Source organism: Chryseobacterium gotjawalense, assembly GCF_030012525.1.
GTDB classification, from domain to species: domain Bacteria; phylum Bacteroidota; class Bacteroidia; order Flavobacteriales; family Weeksellaceae; genus Kaistella; species Kaistella gotjawalense.
Genome location: NZ_CP124855.1, coordinates 1,961,301 through 1,982,010 on the forward strand (window position 1 = coordinate 1,961,301; position 20,710 = coordinate 1,982,010).

Consider the following 20,710-nt stretch of genomic DNA (forward strand, 5'->3'; position numbering starts at 1 on the left):
TTCATCGTAGGTATGTAGTTTGCAAATTAACAAATAATTAATGGTTTTTTTCTTTTGTATATAAAATGACATGCGGGATATATGCGCCTATAAACCCAATGGTTAAGATCACAAGCAGTAAGACATTCACATTAATATGTCTTAAAAAATAAGCAACCATAACCACGAATAAATAATATACTAAAATGTAAAAAGAAGACCGCCGGTGTGTTAAACCCAGCTTCAAAAGCGCGTGGTGAATATGGTTTTTATCCGCAATAAAAATAGACTGTTTTTTAAATAAACGGATAAAAATTACATTCAAGGTATCAACAATCGGAAGAATTAAAATAGCTACCGTAACCGCAGGCGCACTTTGGAGGAAATATCTCGGTACATCCGGTAATTTCTTATCAATGAAAATATCGATAAAGCAAATTGCAGTAAAGGCCAATAAAAAGCCTAAAATCATCGAACCCGTATCCCCCATAAAAACCTTATTATTTCTGAAATCAGAAAGATTATAATATAAAAAACCGAGCACCGAACCGATAATTACCGCAGACAACACCACTAACGGATAATTAAATTCCCCTAAGCGAAAATAGCTAATTCCAAATAAAGCACTGCAAATAATTGAATACCCGCCTGATAAACCATCAATACCATCAATTAAATTAAAGGCATTAATTAAAGATATAAAAGTGAAGATACTGAAAATAACACTGAAAGTATAGCTCAGTTCGTAGATTCCGAATAAACCAAAAAAGCTTCTCACCCTTACATCAGAGCCAAGAACCATTAATGAAGTGACGACAACTTGTGCCAGCAGTTTCTTGTAAGCCCGCATTACCACGACGTCATCCATCACCCCGATATACAGCAAAATGACCAGCGACGCGAATAAAAATTTATAGAGTTCAAAAAGTTCAAATGCAAAAATAGAGGCACATACCGCCAAAGAATAAAAAATGGCGACTCCACCAAGATTGGGTATTTTCCGGAGATGAGAACTTCTGGCTCCCGGTTCATCCATCAGGTTTTTTCTTTTAGAAATCTTCACAATGGTAGGAATAGAGAAAAAGGTCAGCATAAAAGAAAACAGCAAGCCCAGCAGTAACTTTGCATAAAACAGGGAAATTCCCAAATTCGCTAAACCATCTTTAATTATATCATTCATCGTAGTTACCAAAGTGCGTTCGTATATTTATCTGATGAGAAACTTCCTTTGTCCCCGTTTCCTTTGCCAAAATAGAAAAACATGGCAACAAAGTAGGTCATAAATCCCAAATAAAGGATTTGCCGAGTTCTGCCTTTGGTCGCGTACACAAGGCTAGTCATGCAAAACATGGTCACAAAAAACATATAAGCTCCGGGAAGCCTCACCGCAAATATTTCATTTGATCTGAAAAAATAAAAAAGAGCCAGACCAAAGACCGCTAAGTTCCTCATGTATTCATACCACAAAACCTCCTGGCAGCCTTTCTTATCAAATTTAATTAAAATTCCGATAAATATTAACTTGACAATATCATTCAAACCTGCTTCTACTTCAGTCCCGTAGTAGTGGTCATCTAAATAACCGGTATAAGCATTTGAAAGATCGTCTGGAGCGAGGAAACTGAACAAACCTCCGCCCAATCGGTAGAGTTCTAAAGGGGAGGATAAAAGCGCAATGATTAATACCCAAAAAATTCTTTTGCTGTTCATCGGTATTTTTACAATCCAGTAAGCCGGCAAAAACACAATCGATGTTTTATGGAAACCCAGTGCAATGTACATGCAGAGTAAAAAAAGAATCAGATTCCGTTCTTTGATAAATTTGAAAGAGGCGACGCAGACAGCAATTCCTAATCCCTGTCGCATCTGTCCTGAATCTTCAAAAAACATGATGGGCATAAAGTAAAACAGTAAAGCTAAGGCGGGAAAAGCAACGTTCTCATAAATTGCAGAGAATTTTAAACTCACCGCGATAACCGCCATAATCAGTGTTACGACATAAAACGGCATTCCGAAATCGAAGACCAGTTTATTAATCAGGACAAAAATCCATTCTATTTCCTCGGAATTGGGGCGAAAAAGCGCCTTGTCTAAAACATCTCCATAAGAGGTATATATTGCAAAGCCCGAGAAAAGCATTTTGTATACCGGGTAATCCGCGCCGGCATTGAGCCGGAAACCTACAGCCACAACAATCAAGATTCCTGCGATCCAAACAAAAATGCTCTGCTTCTTCTCTAACCTGAAAATCTCCCAATAACTCGCAACTGCAAGAAAGAGAAAAATGATCATAAAAATAGGATGTAGAATTGGCATCAATAAAGTTCTGTTTTTACATTAATTTCCTCATGACCTGATGGAGTCCTATAAAAAAATGGAAATAATAAATTTTTTTCTTCAAAGACAAAGATAAGAGATAATTCTTTTCGAATCGTTGATAGATTAATATTTCTTTCTTCGAAATATGATGCTTTTCAATAAAGGTCTTCAGTGCTTTTTCCATCTCCCGGTAAGCGCCTTCTTCTTTCACAAAAGCCAGATAGGCCAGATAGGAATAAACGCCTTCCAGAATATTAAAATTCTTAAGTTCTATCTTTTTATCTGCATACTGTGATTTTTCAAAAGCTGCATTCACCGCTTCTACCGCTTTCAAAATATCCAGTCCCCGCTTCGTATGTGTTTTTGTAATCGAATCGGCTCGTTCTAAATATTGATAATGGTAATTCTGCGTTTGTGCAATCGTTTTGCATTTTAGTAATAATTGTGGAATCAACTGAATATCCTCAAAATGAACCCCTTTTTTAAATCTGCTGTTTTCAAAAAGTTCTCTTTTGAAAATTTTATTACAGGCAAAATAAGAAAGATCTGAAAAAACGGAAAAATTTTCCCGAAGATCTATTTTCTCAGGCATATTGGGAATCTGCGTCAGTTTCTGAGTGATCTTTCCGTGCTGATCAACTTTCTGCAGATTGCAAATCACCATTTCTGCGTCATGCTTTTTGGCTAAAGAATACATTTCTTCAAACATCGTTTTCGAAACCTCATCATCACTGTCTACAAAACCGATAAATTCGCCTGTTGCTTTATCTAATCCAAAATTCCGGGCATCGCTCAAACCGCCATTTTCTTTGATGAAAGCCTTTATTTTTAAAGGAAATTTGTCCTTAAATTCATTAATAATATTTTGCGAATTATCCGGACTTCCATCATTTACAACCAAAATCTCGATATCCTCCAAAGTCTGATTAACCAAAGAATCCAAACATTTTCTAAGGTATTTCTCCACTTGATACACCGGAACAATTATCGAAATTTTTGGCATCTACTTATTGTTTTTCAGAACGTTTTTTATAGAGAAAATAATCTTTACCGATCGGTCTTATTTGATAAATCCATTTTAGCACTGCTGGCGCATTATCGTGAATTCTTGCGATAGGATATGTTTTTACAAGTTCGTAATCATGATCAAACTTTTCCCTGTTTTCCGGCTTCATTTTATAAAAACTGCTGATATCTCCAGGCTTTTTCGCAATGGTCAGAATATAATCGGGATGAAACTTTTCGACTGAATTCATCCACCAGTATTCTTCATCCTTCAGCATTTCATCATTGATTCTGGCATTCACCAGTCCGACCTCATCATAGGTATAAAGTCCCGTATAGAAAGGAATAATACCGGCCGGCTCCAACAAAATCGATTTTTCAATACCTACTTTATCTTTATTAATATCTGCTGCAATGGTCATCCTCTGCCGTCTTTCCATATAACCAACCGTGTAGGACTGCAGCATTTGAAAAACATACAACCCAACAAATAAAATAGAAATCCCCAGAAGAACACTTTTCTTTTTCCAGGTATTAACAGTCAAAAAATAATACAGGATTACCACAAAAAGAAAAACCCGCGGAATCCAGTAATACCAGTCGAAGTATGCTTTAAATAAAGAAAAAATGGTAATTTTCGCCAGCGCAAAAACAAGAACCGAAACTAATATTACTTTGGAAGTTACATTTCCGACTTTTTTGTTTTTAATAATTTTAAAAACCGCATAAGTCAAAAAGACAAGGAAGGCAACGAAAAGCAAAAAGCTGAACAATCCGTATTTCTTAATCAGACCACCATAATATGCCCATTGATAAAGCAAAAATTCAATACTGTTATTCTGCATTAAATTTTTATAGGCGATTTTTTTAGCCGTAATGGTATGATTTACAATTTCGCCGAAATAGAGATAATTAAAGCCAACCACCGTCGCAACTCCTATGACTCCGCCTAAAATATAAATAAAGTTAATCTTTCTTTTAAGATAGAAATCTGCTAAAAAGAAAATCCCAAGAAAAATAACGGCATCCATTCTGGTCCAAAGCAGAAGAACCGGAAAGAGGAAATATGCCCATTTTTTATTTTTATAAAGTCCGAAATAAATCAGTCCATTATAAAGGAAAAACAAAATACCATACTCCATTCCGAGGAAAGAAGCGGTTAAGGCAGGCGGTATGATATTGAGTAATAAAACAAAAAAGCCACGCTTCATCACCTCATCGGGAAAAAGAATTTTCGCCAGCCACCATGAGCCGGCCGCAAACAGAATTCCACTAAAAACAAGCAGAGGATCAATAAATCTTTCGCCAAAAATCAACTGGAAAAACGCCGTTACAAAAACATATAAGTGCGTGGTAGAAGCCGAAATTTTTTCATCACCATTAAAACCAATGACTCCATATTCCACAAAATTTCTCGCAACCCGCCACGTAATAAATGAATCTTCCTGAATATTCCCGGTAAAAAGCAAAGGAATTTTCACCAAAACAGCAAGAAGAATAAGCAAAAAAGGGGCATTAAGAATCTTGGATAGAATTATTTTCATTGGTGTGTTTAAAAAGCTAAAATAAGTATTTTAATCTATCCGCATCATCTGTCCGGAACCGGGTTAATTTCTTAGAAAACGGGGGTTTATCATTCCTCTTTTTGCGGCTTCATAATCCGACAGCGAGCACGGAATTAAATTTTCTTCTTTCTCCTCATCACCAAAATACCACAGATCGCTGAAAGTCTCCCGCTGGAACGCATATTTCCGGTCATCAATCATCAGCCAAAAGGTTTCAAACGTTCTTTCAACCGGATGAGATTTCTGAATATTAATTCCTTCGATGAGGTGCCAAATCATTTGTGCTAAAAGTTGATGATTCAGAAAGTACCGTGAATTGGCGTTATAATTAAAGATGCCCGCCGATTTTAAGTTCTGGCTCAGACCGGTTTCTTTCATATAAGCGCAGATTTCTCTTTTATTTAAACCGTTGACTTGCGGATTTACAGAAAAGCCGTCGCCTAGACTTTCTACCGCGTCACAGTTTAAAGTCACCAAATCTGCGCGACGGAAAAACGGCTCTGTCTTTTCGGTACTGTTCATTAATTCCGCTAAACGAACGACATCGAAGTCTACTTCTTTCATCAGTTTCACCGAATCCATTTCATTCAGATGTTTCTGATAGCCCAGATGGTGATAATTTTTAATATCGAAAGTTTTGGAACTTAAAATTTTAGAAAGAAAATTTTTCTCCGTTAATTCCTCACCCTCATTTGACAAAGAAACGAGATTGGAAATCTGAGTATAATTACTGTTTTTCTGATGAAAACTCAAGGCAGAAAAAAGCGAAAAAGCCAGATCGTTGCTGCCGCCAACAACAACCGGAATCGCATTTTTTTGATGACACATCGACAAAACTTCCTGCAAAACATAATGCGTGTCCTGATGAGACCTTCCGGAAATCAGATCTCCCAAATCACAAACCGGAACTTCAAAATCCAGTTTAGACAATTGATAAAGTTCTTTTCTAACCTGTTTGAAATCAAGAATTTCTGCAGCGCCATTTTCAATTCCACGGTAATCTGAGCAAAAGATAAGCACGATCCCGTTTTCTTGTATTTCATTAGAAATAATGTTTCCGAGTTGCCATTTTTCGGTTTTTATCGCTTTGGCCGGAAGGAGAATATCTTCGAGGTTCATAGTAGGAATTATTGATTTTGAACAAAAATAACAAAAAAGCACCACCAAACGGTGATGCCTCTATTTAAAAATTAAATAATAACTATTGCTTGATTATTTTCTTGGTAATGAAAGACTGATCCTTCATAATAATTTTAACAATGTAAATTCCTTTCAGTAAATTTCCTGCTCTTACGCTTCCGTTTTCTACTTTTGTTTTCAATACTAATTTACCGCTTAGATCATACAATTCTACAAACTGTGCATCTTTACTGTTAATAGTAAATTGATCTTTAAATGGATTGGGATACAGATCTACAGGCTTGCTGTCCGTTGGAATTACAACTTCCTCCGAATTCAGGACTGCTCCTCCATTAACGTGAGAGGTCGGCACTCCCAGCAATCTTTTTTCATCTTTGGCGCATCGAACAGACATTCCTGCCTGTGGGTAAACAGCAGTACCGGTTTGCATTTTAGTTCCCTGAAACTGCATCGCAAGCGCATATCCTGTATTGTAATCCGCCATAGAAGCGGTCCAAACGCCGGATCGGTCAAATGATATTTTATTTTCGCCAAGTTCGCCACGAATTCCATCTTTAGGGAAATTCCCAATTGGGAAGAGCGCGTTTTCAAATTTCCAGCCGTTATTTCCGGCCACAGTTCCTGAGTAATAATTGGCGAGATCGTGCCACTGATCCTGGATAACACCCGCTTTTCCGTAAGCATCTTTCTGGTAACCGTTGAACCACGGTGAATTACCTTTGGATCCTGTATAAAGGTTGGTTAAAGTAACATCGGGCACCCGCCATCCTTCAGGGCATGGATCAAACGGTGATTTTTTATCGGCGTGTCCCCATCTATTATCTGCAGCAGCTCTTTCATCTGAAACCCAGTCTCTCACTTTTGTTAAATCATTGCTGTAATGATTTCCACCATCATAAATTTTTCCAATACCCGAATGATATAAAAAACGCAAAGGATTTTGAACTGAATAAAGAATATTTTCCGCTGTTTTCTTATGTTTCCTGGAATTTTTAGATCCATAATTTTCGTAAGCAACGGTTTGGGAATTCAGATAATCATCGGCACCGGTTTCATTATAACTAAGAAGCATTCCTTTAAAAGCATCCCCAGGCTTCAAGTTCGAACCGTTATCGGAGGAAGTATAAATTACTTTTGGATTCCCTTCCTGAAATAAAGGCAGTGGATCTTTTCTCCCCCACTGGTAATGTAGGCCATTTGCTTTTCCTGATTCCAAAGCATTACTTTCTGCTCCTAAATTCCTGTCCATAAAAACGGTGAGCATCGGAGGCGATTTGCTTGCGGTTGGATTCACAAAATTATAAGAAGTCGGCGCCGGAGTTTCCGTAAGATAAGCAATCGGTTTCGCAGTGGGATCATCACTGGTAGCCCAAATATGCCAGCTCCAAAGCGCAGGACTGTTTACATCACCATTATGAAGAGAGATCACGGCATTTCCGGTTTCGCCAGGCACTGTATTAACAGCAATCACCGAGCTTCTTAAATCTGCCGGATTGGGTTTAAGTGTAATTCCGGAAATTAAATTTTTATTAGTGGTCCAAAGCACTTTCGCCTGTAAATTATCCGTCGGTAACATTCCCTGGTCAGAAAGGTATTGGTTATAAACAGAAAATGCTTTATTAATTGGAATCTCAATATTTCTTTCATTAATGACAATATATGAGTTCGGATGATCTAATCCTACCCGATAGTCTTCTTTTTGAGAGGCATAATATTGGGTTGCAAAATCACCGATTTTTGACATATTGGGATCTCTCATGCATTTTACTGCATTTCCGGATTTTGTAGGATTGGTTTGATTCACATAAATCTCATGAAGGCCAACGGCTGTGTTGTTACGCATCGGATCCGAGATCATAGAAAACAATCTTGCTCCGTCGTAAGCATAAGTAGCACTCCAGATTCCTCCATTTGCGGCATTATCCTGAAACACAATTCCTACAGGCGCATTGGGCGAGACCGAATTGGGATAATAAACATAGCCGCCTGAAACCGACACTAGCCCTAAATTACGCACTCCACCCTGCGCATTACTGAAATCCATTCCTAAACCAGGATACACTTTCATACCATCTAACCGGGCATTAACAGAATTTGGAGAAATTTGTCGCGCAGCCACATCTATGTCATCATTTGCACCGCTGTTTTTTCTTCCGAAAAAAGAGAGATTATTATTCATCGTCTCCCTTCCATAGTAAGACGGGATTCTCCAGCCATTCGGACAGGGATCCAATTCTGATTTCAATTCATAGGAACTGCTTTCCTTTTTTAAAGCGGTATCAGAACTGCTTGCATTGCTGTTTCCGCCTTTTGCATTGTCTGACCACAAATCCCAGGTCTTATAATCCGGACTTGCTCCTGCAACTTTATACCTGCTGCTGGAAAACCAGTTGCCATTCGCATCAGTATTCACGATATAGGTAATGGGATTATTTACTGAATATTGAATGTTTTTTTCAATTTCATTAAATGGCCTCACCGCCACCGGTATTGTGTTCACCGGATCAATCCCAGGGTGTTTTAAAACACCTACTTCCCCGGAAATTTCGTAGAAGTTGGCGTCTTTGTACACCAGCGGTGGAAAAGGATCTTTTCTTCCCCATTCATACATTAATCCACCCGACTTCTGCCACTGATTGTCTAAAAAACTGTTGCTGGTTGCACCCAGATTACGATCCATATACTGAACAGTAATTAGTTTTCCATCAATATCAGTTTCAAATCCTTGCGTATAGGTCACTCCATTTTCGGGATTATCGGTTACCCAAATATGCCAGCTCCAATAAATTGTTCCATTCACTTTGAAGGCGACCACTGCATTTCCCTTGCCTCTTCCTTTATTAATTTCTACAATAATTTTCGAATCAGACGGTTTTGAGCCCCTTTCAATACTTACATTTTCTACCAATCCGGGTACATCTTCCCAATACAAAGAGGCGGTTTGCGCTCCTGCAGGGATCGGACTGGGAGCACCATTCGTTTTTAAATACTCATAATTAGCCCAAATTTCATAGGCTTTTAATACGGGAATTTTTATCCCGCCATAATTATTGGCATTTGCAAGCTCTAAATCGTAAATGTAACTATTGGGCGCCTTTCCTCCATTTGAAGTTTGAGAATAGAGAAAACTTGCGAAAAAACAATAAATTAATAGTTGATACTTAATCATATGTAAAAAAATTATAGAATTATTATAATTTCTTTAACATCCTTTGTGTGTTTTGTGTTGGTTTTTTTCGTATTTGTGCCGAGCCAAATTTAATAAGATTTCAATACAAATGCCCACTTTTTTCAAAAAGAAACGGTGTTTAAATTTTATTAAATGGGCTCATTTTTTAATATTCCATCGCTCAGTTTGGTGCAATCGTACTTTTTCAGAGAACAAAACCTTTCAGAAACCAAACTTAAAACCGCATTTAAAGACCTGTGTTTAAATTAATTATCATCAAAACGGTGGATTTTGACGCAAATTTTGCAATTGAAATTCATTTTTAAGTCCCAAAAAATCAGGAGAACACTCAAAAAACTTTTTAAAACAAAAAAAATCTTCAAATGACAAGCATTTGAAGATTCCAATTTTTAAAAAAAAGTACTGTTTATTTCTTTTTCGGTGCTGCTTTTTTTACAGGAGCTTTTTTAGCAACCGGCTTTTTAGCAGCAGGTTTTTTCGCAGCCGCTTTTTTAGGTTTCTCTTTAAAAGCATTTTTATCCTGTGCGGTTATCCAGTTTTTCACTTCTTCCAAAGAAACTTCAGCCAGTTCTTCGGCCGTAAATTTTTCGTCTTTTTTATTTTTAGGGATTTTAAAAATGTTTTTTCCAAGTTTTACAATGGGACCCCATCTCGCATTTTCTATAGAAATTTTTTCTGCTTCCCACTGTTGAATATAGCGGTTCGCTTCTTTTTCCAATTTCGCTTCAATCAATTCATTGATATCACTTTGTGACAGATTTTCAAAATCATAGCGCTTCGGAACATTGATGAACATTGATTGAAATTTAATAAAAGGACCAAACCTTCCTGTCCCTTTGGTGACCGGTTCTCCTTTATAAGTCGCAATCGGTGCGTCGGCGAGTTTCTTTTCATTGATGATTTCTTCTGCTCTTTCCTGGGTTATTGAAAGCGCGTCTTCACCTTTAGGAATACTGATGAAAGCATCGCCCCATTTTACATAAGGCCCAAATCTTCCCACGCCAATCGTTACCGTTTGACCTTCGAACTCATTTAAGTCAAAAGGGATTTTGAACAGTTCCAAAGCTTCTTCTAAAGTAATGGTTGCGATATTCTGGGTCGCCATCAAACTTGCGAAAATTGGTTTTTCCTCGTCGTCCTGTTCGCCAATCTGCACCATGGGTCCAAATCTGCCGATTCTGGTCAACACATTTTTTCCGGATTTTGGATCTACTCCTAAAATTCTTTCACCGTTTGCACGATCCGCATTTTCTTCTACATCAGCAATTCTCGGGTGAAAATCTTTGTAAAAACCCTGTAAAACATCTTTCCATTTTTCTTCGCCATTTGCGATATGGTCAAAATCCTGCTCTACTTTTGCTGTAAATCCATAATCGAGGATTTCTGCAAAATTCTGGGTCAGGAATTCATTAACTACTTCCCCGATATCAGTGGGAACGAATTTATTTTTATCTCCGCCAAACTTTTCGGTCAATACTTCTTTTTTAAGATTGGTTTTTCCCAAAGTCATCTTCAAAATTTCCCGCTCCTGTGGAATGATTTCTCTCTTATCCACATATTCTCGATTCTGAATCGTTTGAATGGTCGGCGCATACGTTGACGGCCTTCCGATACCGAGTTCTTCTAATTTCTTAACCAAACCGGCCTCGGTATATCTTGCTGAAGGACGGGAAAATTTCTCGGTCGCTTCTATTTTTTTATAATCTAAAGCTTCACCAACAGAAACTTTCGGCAATAATTTTTCGTTGTTTTCTTCATCGTCATCTTCAGCTTTTACAATACCATAAGCTTTAAGAAAACCATCGAAAACAATCACTTCACCTTGTGCTTCAAAATGCTGCGGAAGTTTTGCATCCCCAATTTCAATAACTGTTTTCTCGATTTTAGCATTCGTCATTTGAGACGCTAAAGTTCTTTTATAAATTAACTGATATAATTTATTCAATTGCACATCACCAATCGTTTTCACTGAAAAATCGGTCGGACGGATTGCTTCGTGAGCTTCCTGTGCCGTGGCTGATTTGGTGGTGTAATTTCTTGGATTCGAATATTGTTCGCCATATTCAGAAAGAATCTGGGCTTTTGCTCCGTTAATCGCTTCCTGAGAAAGATTCACGGAATCGGTTCTCATATAAGTAATATATCCTTCTTCGTACAATCTTTGAGCAACTCTCATCGTAGCAGTTACACCGTAACCTAGTCTGTTACTGGCTTCCTGCTGTAAAGTTGACGTTGTAAAAGGTGCAGATGCGGTACGGGTTCCCGGTTTTGTCTCAACATTTAAAACTTTAAAATCCGTATTTTGACATTGATTTAAAAAATCTTCTGCTTCTTTTTCCTGTACAAAATCTTTCTTGAGTTTTGCGGTGATTTCCTGTTTAGAATTATTAAGAAAAATACCTTCGAGTTTAAAAGTAGATTTCGGTTGAAAACCTCTTATTTCCAATTCTCTTTCTACCACCAAACGCACGGCAACGGATTGAACGCGCCCTGCGGAAAGTCCGGTTTTTACTTTTTTCCAAAGGACCGGCGACATTTCAAAACCTACAATTCTGTCGAGAATTCTTCTGGCCTGCTGCGCATTGACCAAATTCTGATCGATTGTTCTGGGATTCTCAATCGCTTTTAAAATCGCATTTTTTGTAATTTCGTGAAAGACAATTCTTCTGGTATTTTCTTCCTTCAATTTTAATTCCTGCGCCAGATGCCAGGCGATAGCTTCCCCTTCCCGGTCTTCATCGGAAGCCAACCAAACAATGTCTGCTTTTTTCACTGCGGCTTTCAGTTCGGTTACCAGTTTCTTTTTATCTGCAGAAACTTCATAATCGGGTGTAAAAGTTTCCAGGTCGATTCCCATTCCTTTTTTAGGCAGATCCCGGATATGGCCGAAACTTGATTTCACCTCAAAATCTTTCCCTAAATATTTTTGAATCGTTTTGGCTTTTGCCGGTGATTCTACAATCACTAAGTTTTTTGACATCCTCGAAATTTTTGCAAAAGTAGAAGTTTTTTTTTAATACTGCGTTTTTCACTTTTATTTCACCGTTTTTACTTTCGAAATAAAAAAGAATCAAAACCCTTACATTTGTGGTAAACAGAAACCGCTTTTGAAAAAATTCATTCAAAATACCATTCAAAGTCAAAAGGTTTTCTACCGCTATTTCCGCAAAAAAGGACTCAAAAAATTCTTAAAGGAAAATGTTTTAGAAAGCACCGGCAGCAATGAAACCAAAGCAAAATCTATTGCATTGGGCGTCTTTATTGGGCTCTCGCCATTTTGGGGCCTGCATTCTTTTCTGGCAATTACTTTATCTGTTTATTTTAAACTGAACAAGCTGCTGACTTTTATGTCAGCCCAAGTTACCTTCCCTCCTTTGATTCCGTTAGTCATATTTCTGTCGATGATGGTCGGTGCTCCTTTTGTGAGCAACACCACCAGTTTAAAAAATCAAAGTTTCGATTTTGAATTTATCAAAAATAATTTAACACAATATATTATAGGGAGCTTTATTTTATCGGTAAGCTGCGCTCTGATTTTAGGCTTTCTGTCGTATTTCATTCTTGAAAGATTTAATCCGCAGCCAAAAAATGATGTAAAAAAAACTTAAAAATTCTTAAGCTAATTGATAACAGAAATTTAAAATACATACTTTTGCAATAACCTTGGTAAACAACTATGTCACAAGTATTCAACACTATTATTGAGCGAGATACTTACGGCAGCATATTATATGCTGTTCTGGGCGGATTACTTTTACTTTCAGTTTACCATTTGGTGCTTTTTTTTCAAAACCGCGACAAATCTTATCTTCTCTACAGTTTCTACACTTTTTTTTCATTTTTAGCCTATATGCCGGCAGCTGAAAGTGGCTTTCTGTCTGACCTTTCAAAATATTTCAATCTTGATTTTCGGTCGAAACAGTTTTTCACTATCATTTTCAACTGTCTTTATTTCTTATTTTTCGTTCAGTTTTTAAGTGTAAAAAAACGGAGCAAAGAATGGCATAACATCATTGTGTATCCTGTTTTTATTTTAATAACAATCGCGACAGTTACTTTTCTTATCCTGAAGTCTGGTATTTCAGATTTTTATTTTGATTCTTTTAAAAGAATATTTCCTTATCTGATAGCGGTTCACACGGTAATTTCCTTTTATATTCTTACCAAGGTTAAAAACAAACTTAAGTATTATATTATTTTTGGAGGAATTATTTTATTCATTTGCTCCCTAATAGGAGAACGTTCGATTCGCGGATTACCCTTTTTGAATTTAACGGTAAGAATGGGTGACTTCATTTATTTTTCCGGGTTAATGGTCGAAAATATTGCGTTTTCACTTGCGTTAGGGCACAGACAAAGAATCACCTATCATGAAAAGGTTGCTTTTAATAAAACCCTGATTGAGGAAATGAAGAAAAATGAAGAATTAAAGGACAAAATAAATCTGCAACACCAGAAAAGACTTTTGGTAGAAAATGAACGCATCAAATACCAGCAGGAAATTTCTGTCCTGAAACTTTCCATTCTGCAAAATCAGATGAACCCTCACTTTATTTTCAATGCTCTTAATTCAATTAAATATTACATTCTAGAACACGACACCGAAAATGCAGTGAACTACCTCACCAAGTTTTCGCAAATCATCCGGACAATTCTGGTTTCTTCCACCGTGAAAGAATTCACTTTAGACCAGGAGTTGCACACGATTAAAGTGTATGTAGATATTGAAAATTTAAGATTTACTAAAAAAATTGATTTCAACATTGTCATTGATGAACAAATAAATTCCGAAAAAATAAAACTACCGCCAATGGTTTTGCAAACGTTCATCGAAAACGCAATCTTACATGGTGTTGCCACTCTGGAAGACAAAAAAATAAATATCGATGTTTTGCGCAAAAACCAACATCTCGAAATTCAGATCAGTGATAATGGAGTTGGGAGAAAAGAGGCTGCAAAAAACCGAAATCGACGTAACAATTCGAGCAAATCATTAGGAACTAAAATAGCCGATGAAATGCTGAAAAACTATTTCGGATCTGAATCGTATAAAATTAAATACTACGATTTGCACAAAAATGATCAACCTACAGGAACCATGGTGGTTTTAGAAATCCCCATTCCATAATCTTTAGCGCATTCCGTACCTCATAATTCCGAGAAAATCATTATATTCGCAACCTTAATTAATTAGAATAATTCTTATTGAACTGTTTGAAAATGAAGAAGTTTACCGAATATAAAAATCTCGATTTAACCACCATTGCCGAGAACATTTCCCAGTTTTGGGAAAAGAACCAGACTTTTAAAAAATCTGTCGAAATCCGCGATGGCAAGCCTGAATATGTATTTTACGAAGGACCACCTTCGGCTAACGGAATGCCTGGAATTCACCACGTTATGGCGAGAGCGCTAAAAGATATTTTCTGCCGCTACCAAACCCAAAACGGAAACCAGGTTTTCCGGAAAGCAGGTTGGGATACCCATGGTTTGCCTATTGAACTGGGCGTAGAAAAAGAACTGGGAATTACGAAAGAAGATATCGGCAAGAAAATTTCTGTTGAAGATTACAACCAGGCCTGTAGAAATGCAGTAATGCGCTATACCGATGTATGGAATGATCTTACCGAAAAAATCGGTTATTGGGTAGATTTAGAAGATCCGTATATCACATACGAACCGAAATACATGGAAACTGTCTGGTGGCTTTTAAAGCAACTTTACGACAAAAAATTAATGTATAAAGGATATACCATCCAACCGTATTCTCCGGCAGCAGGAACAGGTTTGTCTTCTCATGAACTAAATCAGCCGGGAACGTATCGCGATGTTTCTGATACAACCGTGGTAGCACAGTTTAAACTGAAAAAAGCACCGGAAAACGCGGGCGAAACTTGGAAAAAATTATCCGCAATCGCTTACCCTGATTCCAATACAGAACATTCTGAAATAGCAGAAAACACCTGCGGAGGAGCATTGCATTGGGAAGAGTTTGATACTGAGAAAATTCAATCTGATGTTTATTTCCTTGCCTGGACTACAACACCGTGGACTTTACCTTCAAACACTGCTCTTGCAGTTGGGAGAGATATCGAATATATTCTGGTGAAAACTTTGAACCAATATACTTTTGAACCCATTACTGTTGTTTTAGCGAGTGTGCTTTTACAAAAGAATTTCGGTAAAAAATATTTTGAAGGAACCCCCGAGGATTTCGCGAACTACCGTCCCGAAAACAAAACGATCCCTTATCAAATTTTAAAGGAATTTACCGGTGCAGATTTAGCCGGAACCGAATACGAACAGTTGATTCCATGGTTTTTACCTGCCGAAGATGCTGACAAAGCTTTCCGTGTGATTATCGGAGATTTCGTAACGACAGAAGACGGAACCGGAATCGTTCATATCGCGCCAACTTTCGGTGCAGATGATGCCCGTGTTGCCAAAGAAAACGGGATCTCGCCAATGTTAATCAAAGATGAGAACGATAATCTCGTTCCTTTGGTCGATTTGCAGGGCCGTTTTGTAAAAGGAGGAAATACTCCGGAATTATTTGCAGGAAAATTCATTAAAAATGAATATTACGATGATGGAACTGCTCCTGAAAAATCCTGGGATGTAGAATTGGCGATTCTTTTAAAAACAGAAAACAAAGCCTTTAAAGTAGAAAAATACGTACACAGTTATCCGCATTGCTGGAGAACCGACAAACCGGTTTTATATTATCCTCTAGACTCCTGGTTTGTGAAAATGACCGCTGTGAAAGACCGTTTGGTTGCGTTGAATGAAACTATCAACTGGAAACCGAAATCAACCGGTGAAGGTAGATTTGCAAACTGGCTCGTCAATGTAAACGACTGGAATCTTTCCCGATCAAGATATTGGGGAATTCCGTTGCCGATCTGGAGAACCGAAGATTTAAAAGAAGAAATCATCATCGGATCTGTGGAAGAACTGATGGCAGAAATTCAGAAATCAATGGATGCTGGTTTCATGACCGAAAATCCTTTTGCTGCGTTCGAAGTTGGAAATATGTCGAAAGAGAATTATGCAACTATAGATTTGCATAAAAACATTGTGGACGAAATCATTCTGGTTTCAGCCTCAGGAAAACCGATGAATCGTGAATCTGACTTAATTGATGTTTGGTTTGATTCAGGTTCAATGCCTTATGCGCAACTGCATTATCCTTTTGAAAACAAGGAAATGATCGACGAAAGAAAAGCTTTCCCGGCAGATTTTATCGCTGAAGGAGTTGACCAGACAAGAGGTTGGTTTTACACTTTGCATGCGATCGCAACGTCAGTTTTTGATTCGGTAGCGTACAAAAATGTAATGTCAAATGGTTTGGTTCTGGACAAAAACGGCCAAAAAATGTCGAAACGTTTAGGCAATGCCGTTGATCCATTTTCCACTTTAGAAAAATACGGTCCCGATGCTACGCGTTGGTATATGATTGCAAATGCAAATCCTTGGGAAAACCTTAAATTCGATTTAGAAGGAATTGACGAAGTGCGTCGAAAATTCTTCGGAACTTTATATAACACGTATTCATTCTTCGCTCTTTATGCGAATGTTGACGGATTTACTTATGCTGAAAAAGACGTAGAAAACCGCCCAGAAATCGACCGATGGATTTTATCAGAACTTAATTTATTGGTCCAAGAGGTCACCGCTTTCTATGAAGATTACGAACCTACAAAAGTAGCGAGAGCCATTAATAATTTTGTTAATGACAACTTAAGCAACTGGTATGTAAGACTTTGCCGAAGAAGATTCTGGAAAGGCGATTATTCTGAAGATAAAATTTCCGCCTATCAAACGCTGTATATCTGTTTAGAAACAGTTGCTAAAATTTCAGCGCCGATTGCTCCGTTCTTTATGGATCAATTGTATCAGGATTTGAATAAAATCACCGGAAAGAATGAAGCAGAATCGATTCACTTAACCGATTTCCCGAAAGCGAATGAAAGTTTGATCGATCAGGATTTGGTGGAGAAAACGCACCTGGCACAACAAATTACGTCGATGGTATTTTCATTAAGAAAGAAAGAAAACATCAAAGTAAGACAGCCCCTTCAAAAAGTGATGATTCCGGTTTTGGATAAAAAAACAGAAGCACAGATTTTAGCCGTTTCCGAACTGGTAAAACAGGAAGTGAATGTAAAAGAACTGCAATTGATTAATGCAGATGAAGCTGCTGATTTAATTGTAAAGCAGATTAAACCCAACTTCAAAACTTTGGGTGCGCGGCTTGGAAAAGACATGAAAACGGTCGCCGGCGAAATCACCAGTTTTACGGCCGAACAAATTTCTACTTTAGAAAAAGAAGGAAAAATGGAAATTCAAGGGTATGAAATTTCATTAGATGATGTGGAAATTTTCACGAAAGATATCCCGGGCTGGACAGTAACAAGTGAAGGAAAACTAACCGTGGCACTGGATTTGACCTTGACCGACGAATTAAAAGCGGAAGGAATCGCCCGCGAATTCATCAACAGAGTTCAGAATTTAAGAAAAGATAAAGAATTCGACTTAACGGACAGAATTACAATACGTCTGGAAGAAAATAATCCTTTCGAAAAAGAAATTATCAACAATGAGGCATATATTTCAGCAGAAGTATTGTCAGATAGAATAGAAATTGTAAATTCACTCTCAAATTTTGATGAGATTGAGATCGATGAGCTCAAATTCAAAGTAGATGTTCAAAAAAAATAACAAAACACGATGACCTGTTGAAACGGGTTTATTAAAAAAAATACAACTATGGCAGAAGACAGACAAAAGTACAGCGATGCTGACTTACAGGAATTTAAAGTGATTATTCAGGCAAAAATAGATAAAGCAGAAAAAGATTTAATGCTGATCAGAGAAAGTTTCATCAATGACCAAAATAATGGGACTGATGACACCTCGCCAACCTTCAAAGCTTTTGAAGAAGGCGCCGAAACCTTGAGCAAAGAGCAAAACTCGATCCTGGCCGGAAGACAGGAAAAATTTGTGCGTGACTTAAAAAACGCTTTGATTCGTATTGAAAATAAAACTTATGGAATCTGTAGAGTTACCGGAAAATTAATCCCAAAGGAAAGATTGATGGCTGTTCCACACGCTACTTTGAGCATCGAGGCAAAAAATATGCAGCGATAAATCGATCGCGTAACATGAATAATGTACAAAGTATGCTGTATTTCTCTATACAGAATACTTTGTGCATTTATCTTTTACATTCATGAATACCATACTCATCTTACTTGCCCTGGTCGTGATTTTTATCTATTTCTTCCGAAAAGAGATTAAAGAAAAAATAAGCCCAAATCCGGAGAAAAACTACACCATTGATGATCGGTATAATGCTCTAAAAAAAGACCGTGAAAAGGAGATTGACAAAATCCTAAGCAAAATCGGAAAAAACGGATTAAATGATTTGTCATCTGAAGACAGAAAACGACTCGACGAACTTTCAAAAAAATAAAATAAAAATGGAATCACTTATAGTTCACCCAAAAAATCAAATGGAACTCAATGCACTGAAAAGCGTGATGAAAGACATGGGCATTAAATATGAAAAATTTCACACCAGAAATCACAATGCTGCTCCCAAATTTGAACCAAAAACAGCGTCAGATAAATCCGCAAAACCTGTCAGAACTTTTAAAGACAAACCAAAGAACGACTTGTAATGAAGAAAATAGCATTAATTACTTTTATCATTCTTTTAATCGATCAGGTTTCAAAATTTTATATCAAAACGCATTTTAATTTAGGAGAAAGCATTCCTGTATTTCCAGGTTTCAAATTGACTTTTGTAGAAAATCCGGGGATGGCTTATGGATTTCACTTCGGTGGTTTGATTGGAAAATATTTTCTGGTCATCATCCGCGTATTTTTAATTGGCGGAATGGTTTACCTTTTCAGCAAATGGCTGAAAGAAGGAGCTAGCAATTATTTATTAATTCCCATGGCGATGATTTTCGCCGGCGCGATCGGCAATTTAATCGATGGGATGTTCTACGGAATGATCTTCGACAGCGGAACCGTTTATGACGAAAGTATCGGCAGATGGATTGAATATGGCGGAATATCTAAAACCGTTCCTTTCAGTGAAGGCTATTCTACCTTTATGAAAGGCTGTGTCGTAGATATGCTTCATTTCCCATTGGTCGATTGGCATGTTCCTCCAACTTTTCCCTTAATTGGTGGCAGACATATTGAATTCTTTAAATACATTTTTAATGTGGCAGATTCTGCCATTACAGTAGGCGCAGTATTATTATTAATTTTCAGAAAAAAAGCGTTACCACATGGTCTGGATTTTTAAAATGATTAAATGAGACCTACTAAAAATACAGTCACAGCATTCCTGATACTCACGGTATTGGGAATTTTTATTACCTTCCGGGGGAAGTCATACGATTGAATAACTTACTCAGTCAAAGCAAGCCCAATAATCTGCAAAAATCCATGTTTGCCAAAAGAGGTTTTGTTTTGTATTTTTGCTCCTAAATTAGATCAAAATACATGTCCAGAATACTTACAGGAATACAGGCAACCGGAACACCGCATTTGGGAAATCTTTTAGGAGCGATTATTCCCGCCATTGAATTATCTAAAAAGCCGGAAAACGAATCATTTTTGTTTATCGCAAATCTACACTCTTTAACACAGATAAAAAATGCGGCAGAACTGAAACAAAATACCTACGAAATCGCTGCAGCATGGCTTGCCTGTGGTTTAGATACCGACAAAACTTTTTTTTACAGGCAAAGTGACATCCCGGAAACCTGTGAACTGACTTGGTATTTATCCTGTTTTTTTCCTTACCAAAGATTAACGCTGGCGCATTCTTTTAAAGACAAAGCCGACCGCTTAGACGATGTGAATGCTGGATTATTTACCTATCCTGTATTGATGGCCGCAGATATTCTGTTATACGACGCGGAAATTGTTCCAGTAGGAAAAGACCAGTTACAGCACCTGGAAATGGCGCGTGATATGGGTGCGAGATTCAACCATCAAATGGGTGAAGTGTTCGTTTTACCGCAAGCAAAATTACAGGAAGACACGAAATATGTTCCGGGAACCGACGGCCAGAAAATGTCGAAATCGAGAGGGAATATTATCAATATTTTCCTGCCGGAAAAAGAACTGAAAAAACAGGTAATGGGAATAGAAACCGATTCGAAATCTCTGGAAGATCAGAAAGATCCTGCCACAGACAAAGTTTTTGCTTTGTACGAATTGATTGCAACCCCTGAACAAACCGAAACTTTAAGACAAAAATATTTAGCCGGAAATTTCGGGTATGGTCACGCCAAAACAGAATTGCTGAATTTGATTTTAACCCGATTTGCAAAGGAAAGAGAATTGTTCACGTATTATATGAACAACTTGCCGGAACTGGAGGAAAAACTACAGGAAGGCGCAGCGAAAACGAAAGTAATTGCTCTGGAAACATTAGCGCGGGTTCGAAAAAGCGTTGGAGTTTAGTTCAATTAAGACCAAGAAAAAA

At 37.5% G+C, this 20,710-nt stretch carries 15 protein-coding genes; 8 read left to right on the forward strand and 7 right to left on the reverse strand.

Annotated features, from left to right (window positions below):
- Positions 1 to 37: 37 nt before the first annotated feature.
- The 7 genes from QGN23_RS08900 to topA form a co-directional block, all read right to left on the reverse strand.
- A complete protein-coding gene (locus QGN23_RS08900) occupies positions 38 to 1,159 on the reverse strand; it encodes a glycosyltransferase family 4 protein (RefSeq protein WP_282903974.1) in 1,122 nt (373 codons plus the stop codon).
- 5 nt (positions 1,160 to 1,164) lie between these two features.
- Positions 1,165 to 2,271, reverse strand: a complete 1,107-nt coding sequence (locus QGN23_RS08905; RefSeq protein WP_282903975.1) for an EpsG family protein — start codon at positions 2,269 to 2,271, stop codon at positions 1,165 to 1,167.
- A 40-nt stretch (positions 2,272 to 2,311) separates the two neighbouring features.
- Positions 2,312 to 3,301: a glycosyltransferase family 2 protein gene (locus QGN23_RS08910; protein ID WP_282903976.1), complete on the reverse strand. Its 990-nt coding sequence runs from the start codon at positions 3,299 to 3,301 to the stop codon at positions 2,312 to 2,314.
- Between the two features lie 4 nt (positions 3,302 to 3,305).
- A complete protein-coding gene (locus tag QGN23_RS08915; RefSeq protein WP_282903977.1) occupies positions 3,306 to 4,847 on the reverse strand; it encodes a hypothetical protein in 1,542 nt (513 codons plus the stop codon).
- Between the two features lie 63 nt (positions 4,848 to 4,910).
- Complete coding sequence (locus QGN23_RS08920; RefSeq protein WP_282903978.1) at positions 4,911 to 5,987, reverse strand: formimidoylglutamase; 1,077 nt, start codon at positions 5,985 to 5,987, stop codon at positions 4,911 to 4,913.
- 82 nt (positions 5,988 to 6,069) lie between these two features.
- Positions 6,070 to 9,177 carry a T9SS type A sorting domain-containing protein gene (locus tag QGN23_RS08925; RefSeq protein ID WP_282903979.1) on the reverse strand — a complete coding sequence of 1,036 codons (3,108 nt, stop codon included), beginning with the start codon at positions 9,175 to 9,177 and terminating at the stop codon, positions 6,070 to 6,072.
- Positions 9,178 to 9,604: 427 nt separating this feature from the next.
- Positions 9,605 to 12,178 carry a type I DNA topoisomerase gene (gene topA / locus QGN23_RS08930; protein ID WP_282903980.1) on the reverse strand — a complete coding sequence of 858 codons (2,574 nt, stop codon included), beginning with the start codon at positions 12,176 to 12,178 and terminating at the stop codon, positions 9,605 to 9,607.
- A gap of 127 nt (positions 12,179 to 12,305) precedes the next feature.
- Here topA and QGN23_RS08935 point away from each other — a divergent pair, with 127 nt between their 5' ends.
- The 8 genes from QGN23_RS08935 to trpS all read left to right on the forward strand — a co-directional run bounded on the left by QGN23_RS08935 (position 12,306) and on the right by trpS (position 20,688).
- Positions 12,306 to 12,806 (forward strand): DUF2062 domain-containing protein, encoded by a 501-nt coding sequence (locus QGN23_RS08935; RefSeq protein ID WP_282903981.1) that lies wholly within the window; start codon positions 12,306 to 12,308, stop codon positions 12,804 to 12,806.
- 68 nt (positions 12,807 to 12,874) lie between these two features.
- Positions 12,875 to 14,326, forward strand: a complete 1,452-nt coding sequence (locus QGN23_RS08940; protein WP_282903982.1) for a sensor histidine kinase — start codon at positions 12,875 to 12,877, stop codon at positions 14,324 to 14,326.
- A gap of 92 nt (positions 14,327 to 14,418) precedes the next feature.
- Positions 14,419 to 17,919, forward strand: a complete 3,501-nt coding sequence (gene ileS, locus QGN23_RS08945) for an isoleucine--tRNA ligase (RefSeq protein ID WP_282903983.1) — start codon at positions 14,419 to 14,421, stop codon at positions 17,917 to 17,919.
- A 48-nt stretch (positions 17,920 to 17,967) separates the two neighbouring features.
- Positions 17,968 to 18,348 carry a TraR/DksA family transcriptional regulator gene (locus QGN23_RS08950; RefSeq protein ID WP_133439039.1) on the forward strand — a complete coding sequence of 127 codons (381 nt, stop codon included), beginning with the start codon at positions 17,968 to 17,970 and terminating at the stop codon, positions 18,346 to 18,348.
- A gap of 82 nt (positions 18,349 to 18,430) precedes the next feature.
- The gene (locus QGN23_RS08955) at positions 18,431 to 18,673 is read left to right on the forward strand and encodes a DUF6576 domain-containing protein (protein ID WP_282903984.1); all 243 of its coding nucleotides are present in this window, start codon (positions 18,431 to 18,433) and stop codon (positions 18,671 to 18,673) included.
- Between the two features lie 7 nt (positions 18,674 to 18,680).
- A complete protein-coding gene (locus tag QGN23_RS08960; RefSeq protein WP_282903985.1) occupies positions 18,681 to 18,881 on the forward strand; it encodes a DUF2683 family protein in 201 nt (66 codons plus the stop codon).
- Positions 18,881 to 19,519: a lipoprotein signal peptidase gene (locus QGN23_RS08965; protein WP_282903986.1), complete on the forward strand. Its 639-nt coding sequence runs from the start codon at positions 18,881 to 18,883 to the stop codon at positions 19,517 to 19,519. The genes QGN23_RS08960 and QGN23_RS08965 overlap by 1 nt, the downstream gene beginning before the upstream one ends.
- Positions 19,520 to 19,719: 200 nt before the next feature.
- Positions 19,720 to 20,688: a tryptophan--tRNA ligase gene (gene trpS / locus QGN23_RS08970; RefSeq protein WP_282903987.1), complete on the forward strand. Its 969-nt coding sequence runs from the start codon at positions 19,720 to 19,722 to the stop codon at positions 20,686 to 20,688.
- The last annotated feature ends 22 nt before the right edge of the window (positions 20,689 to 20,710 follow it).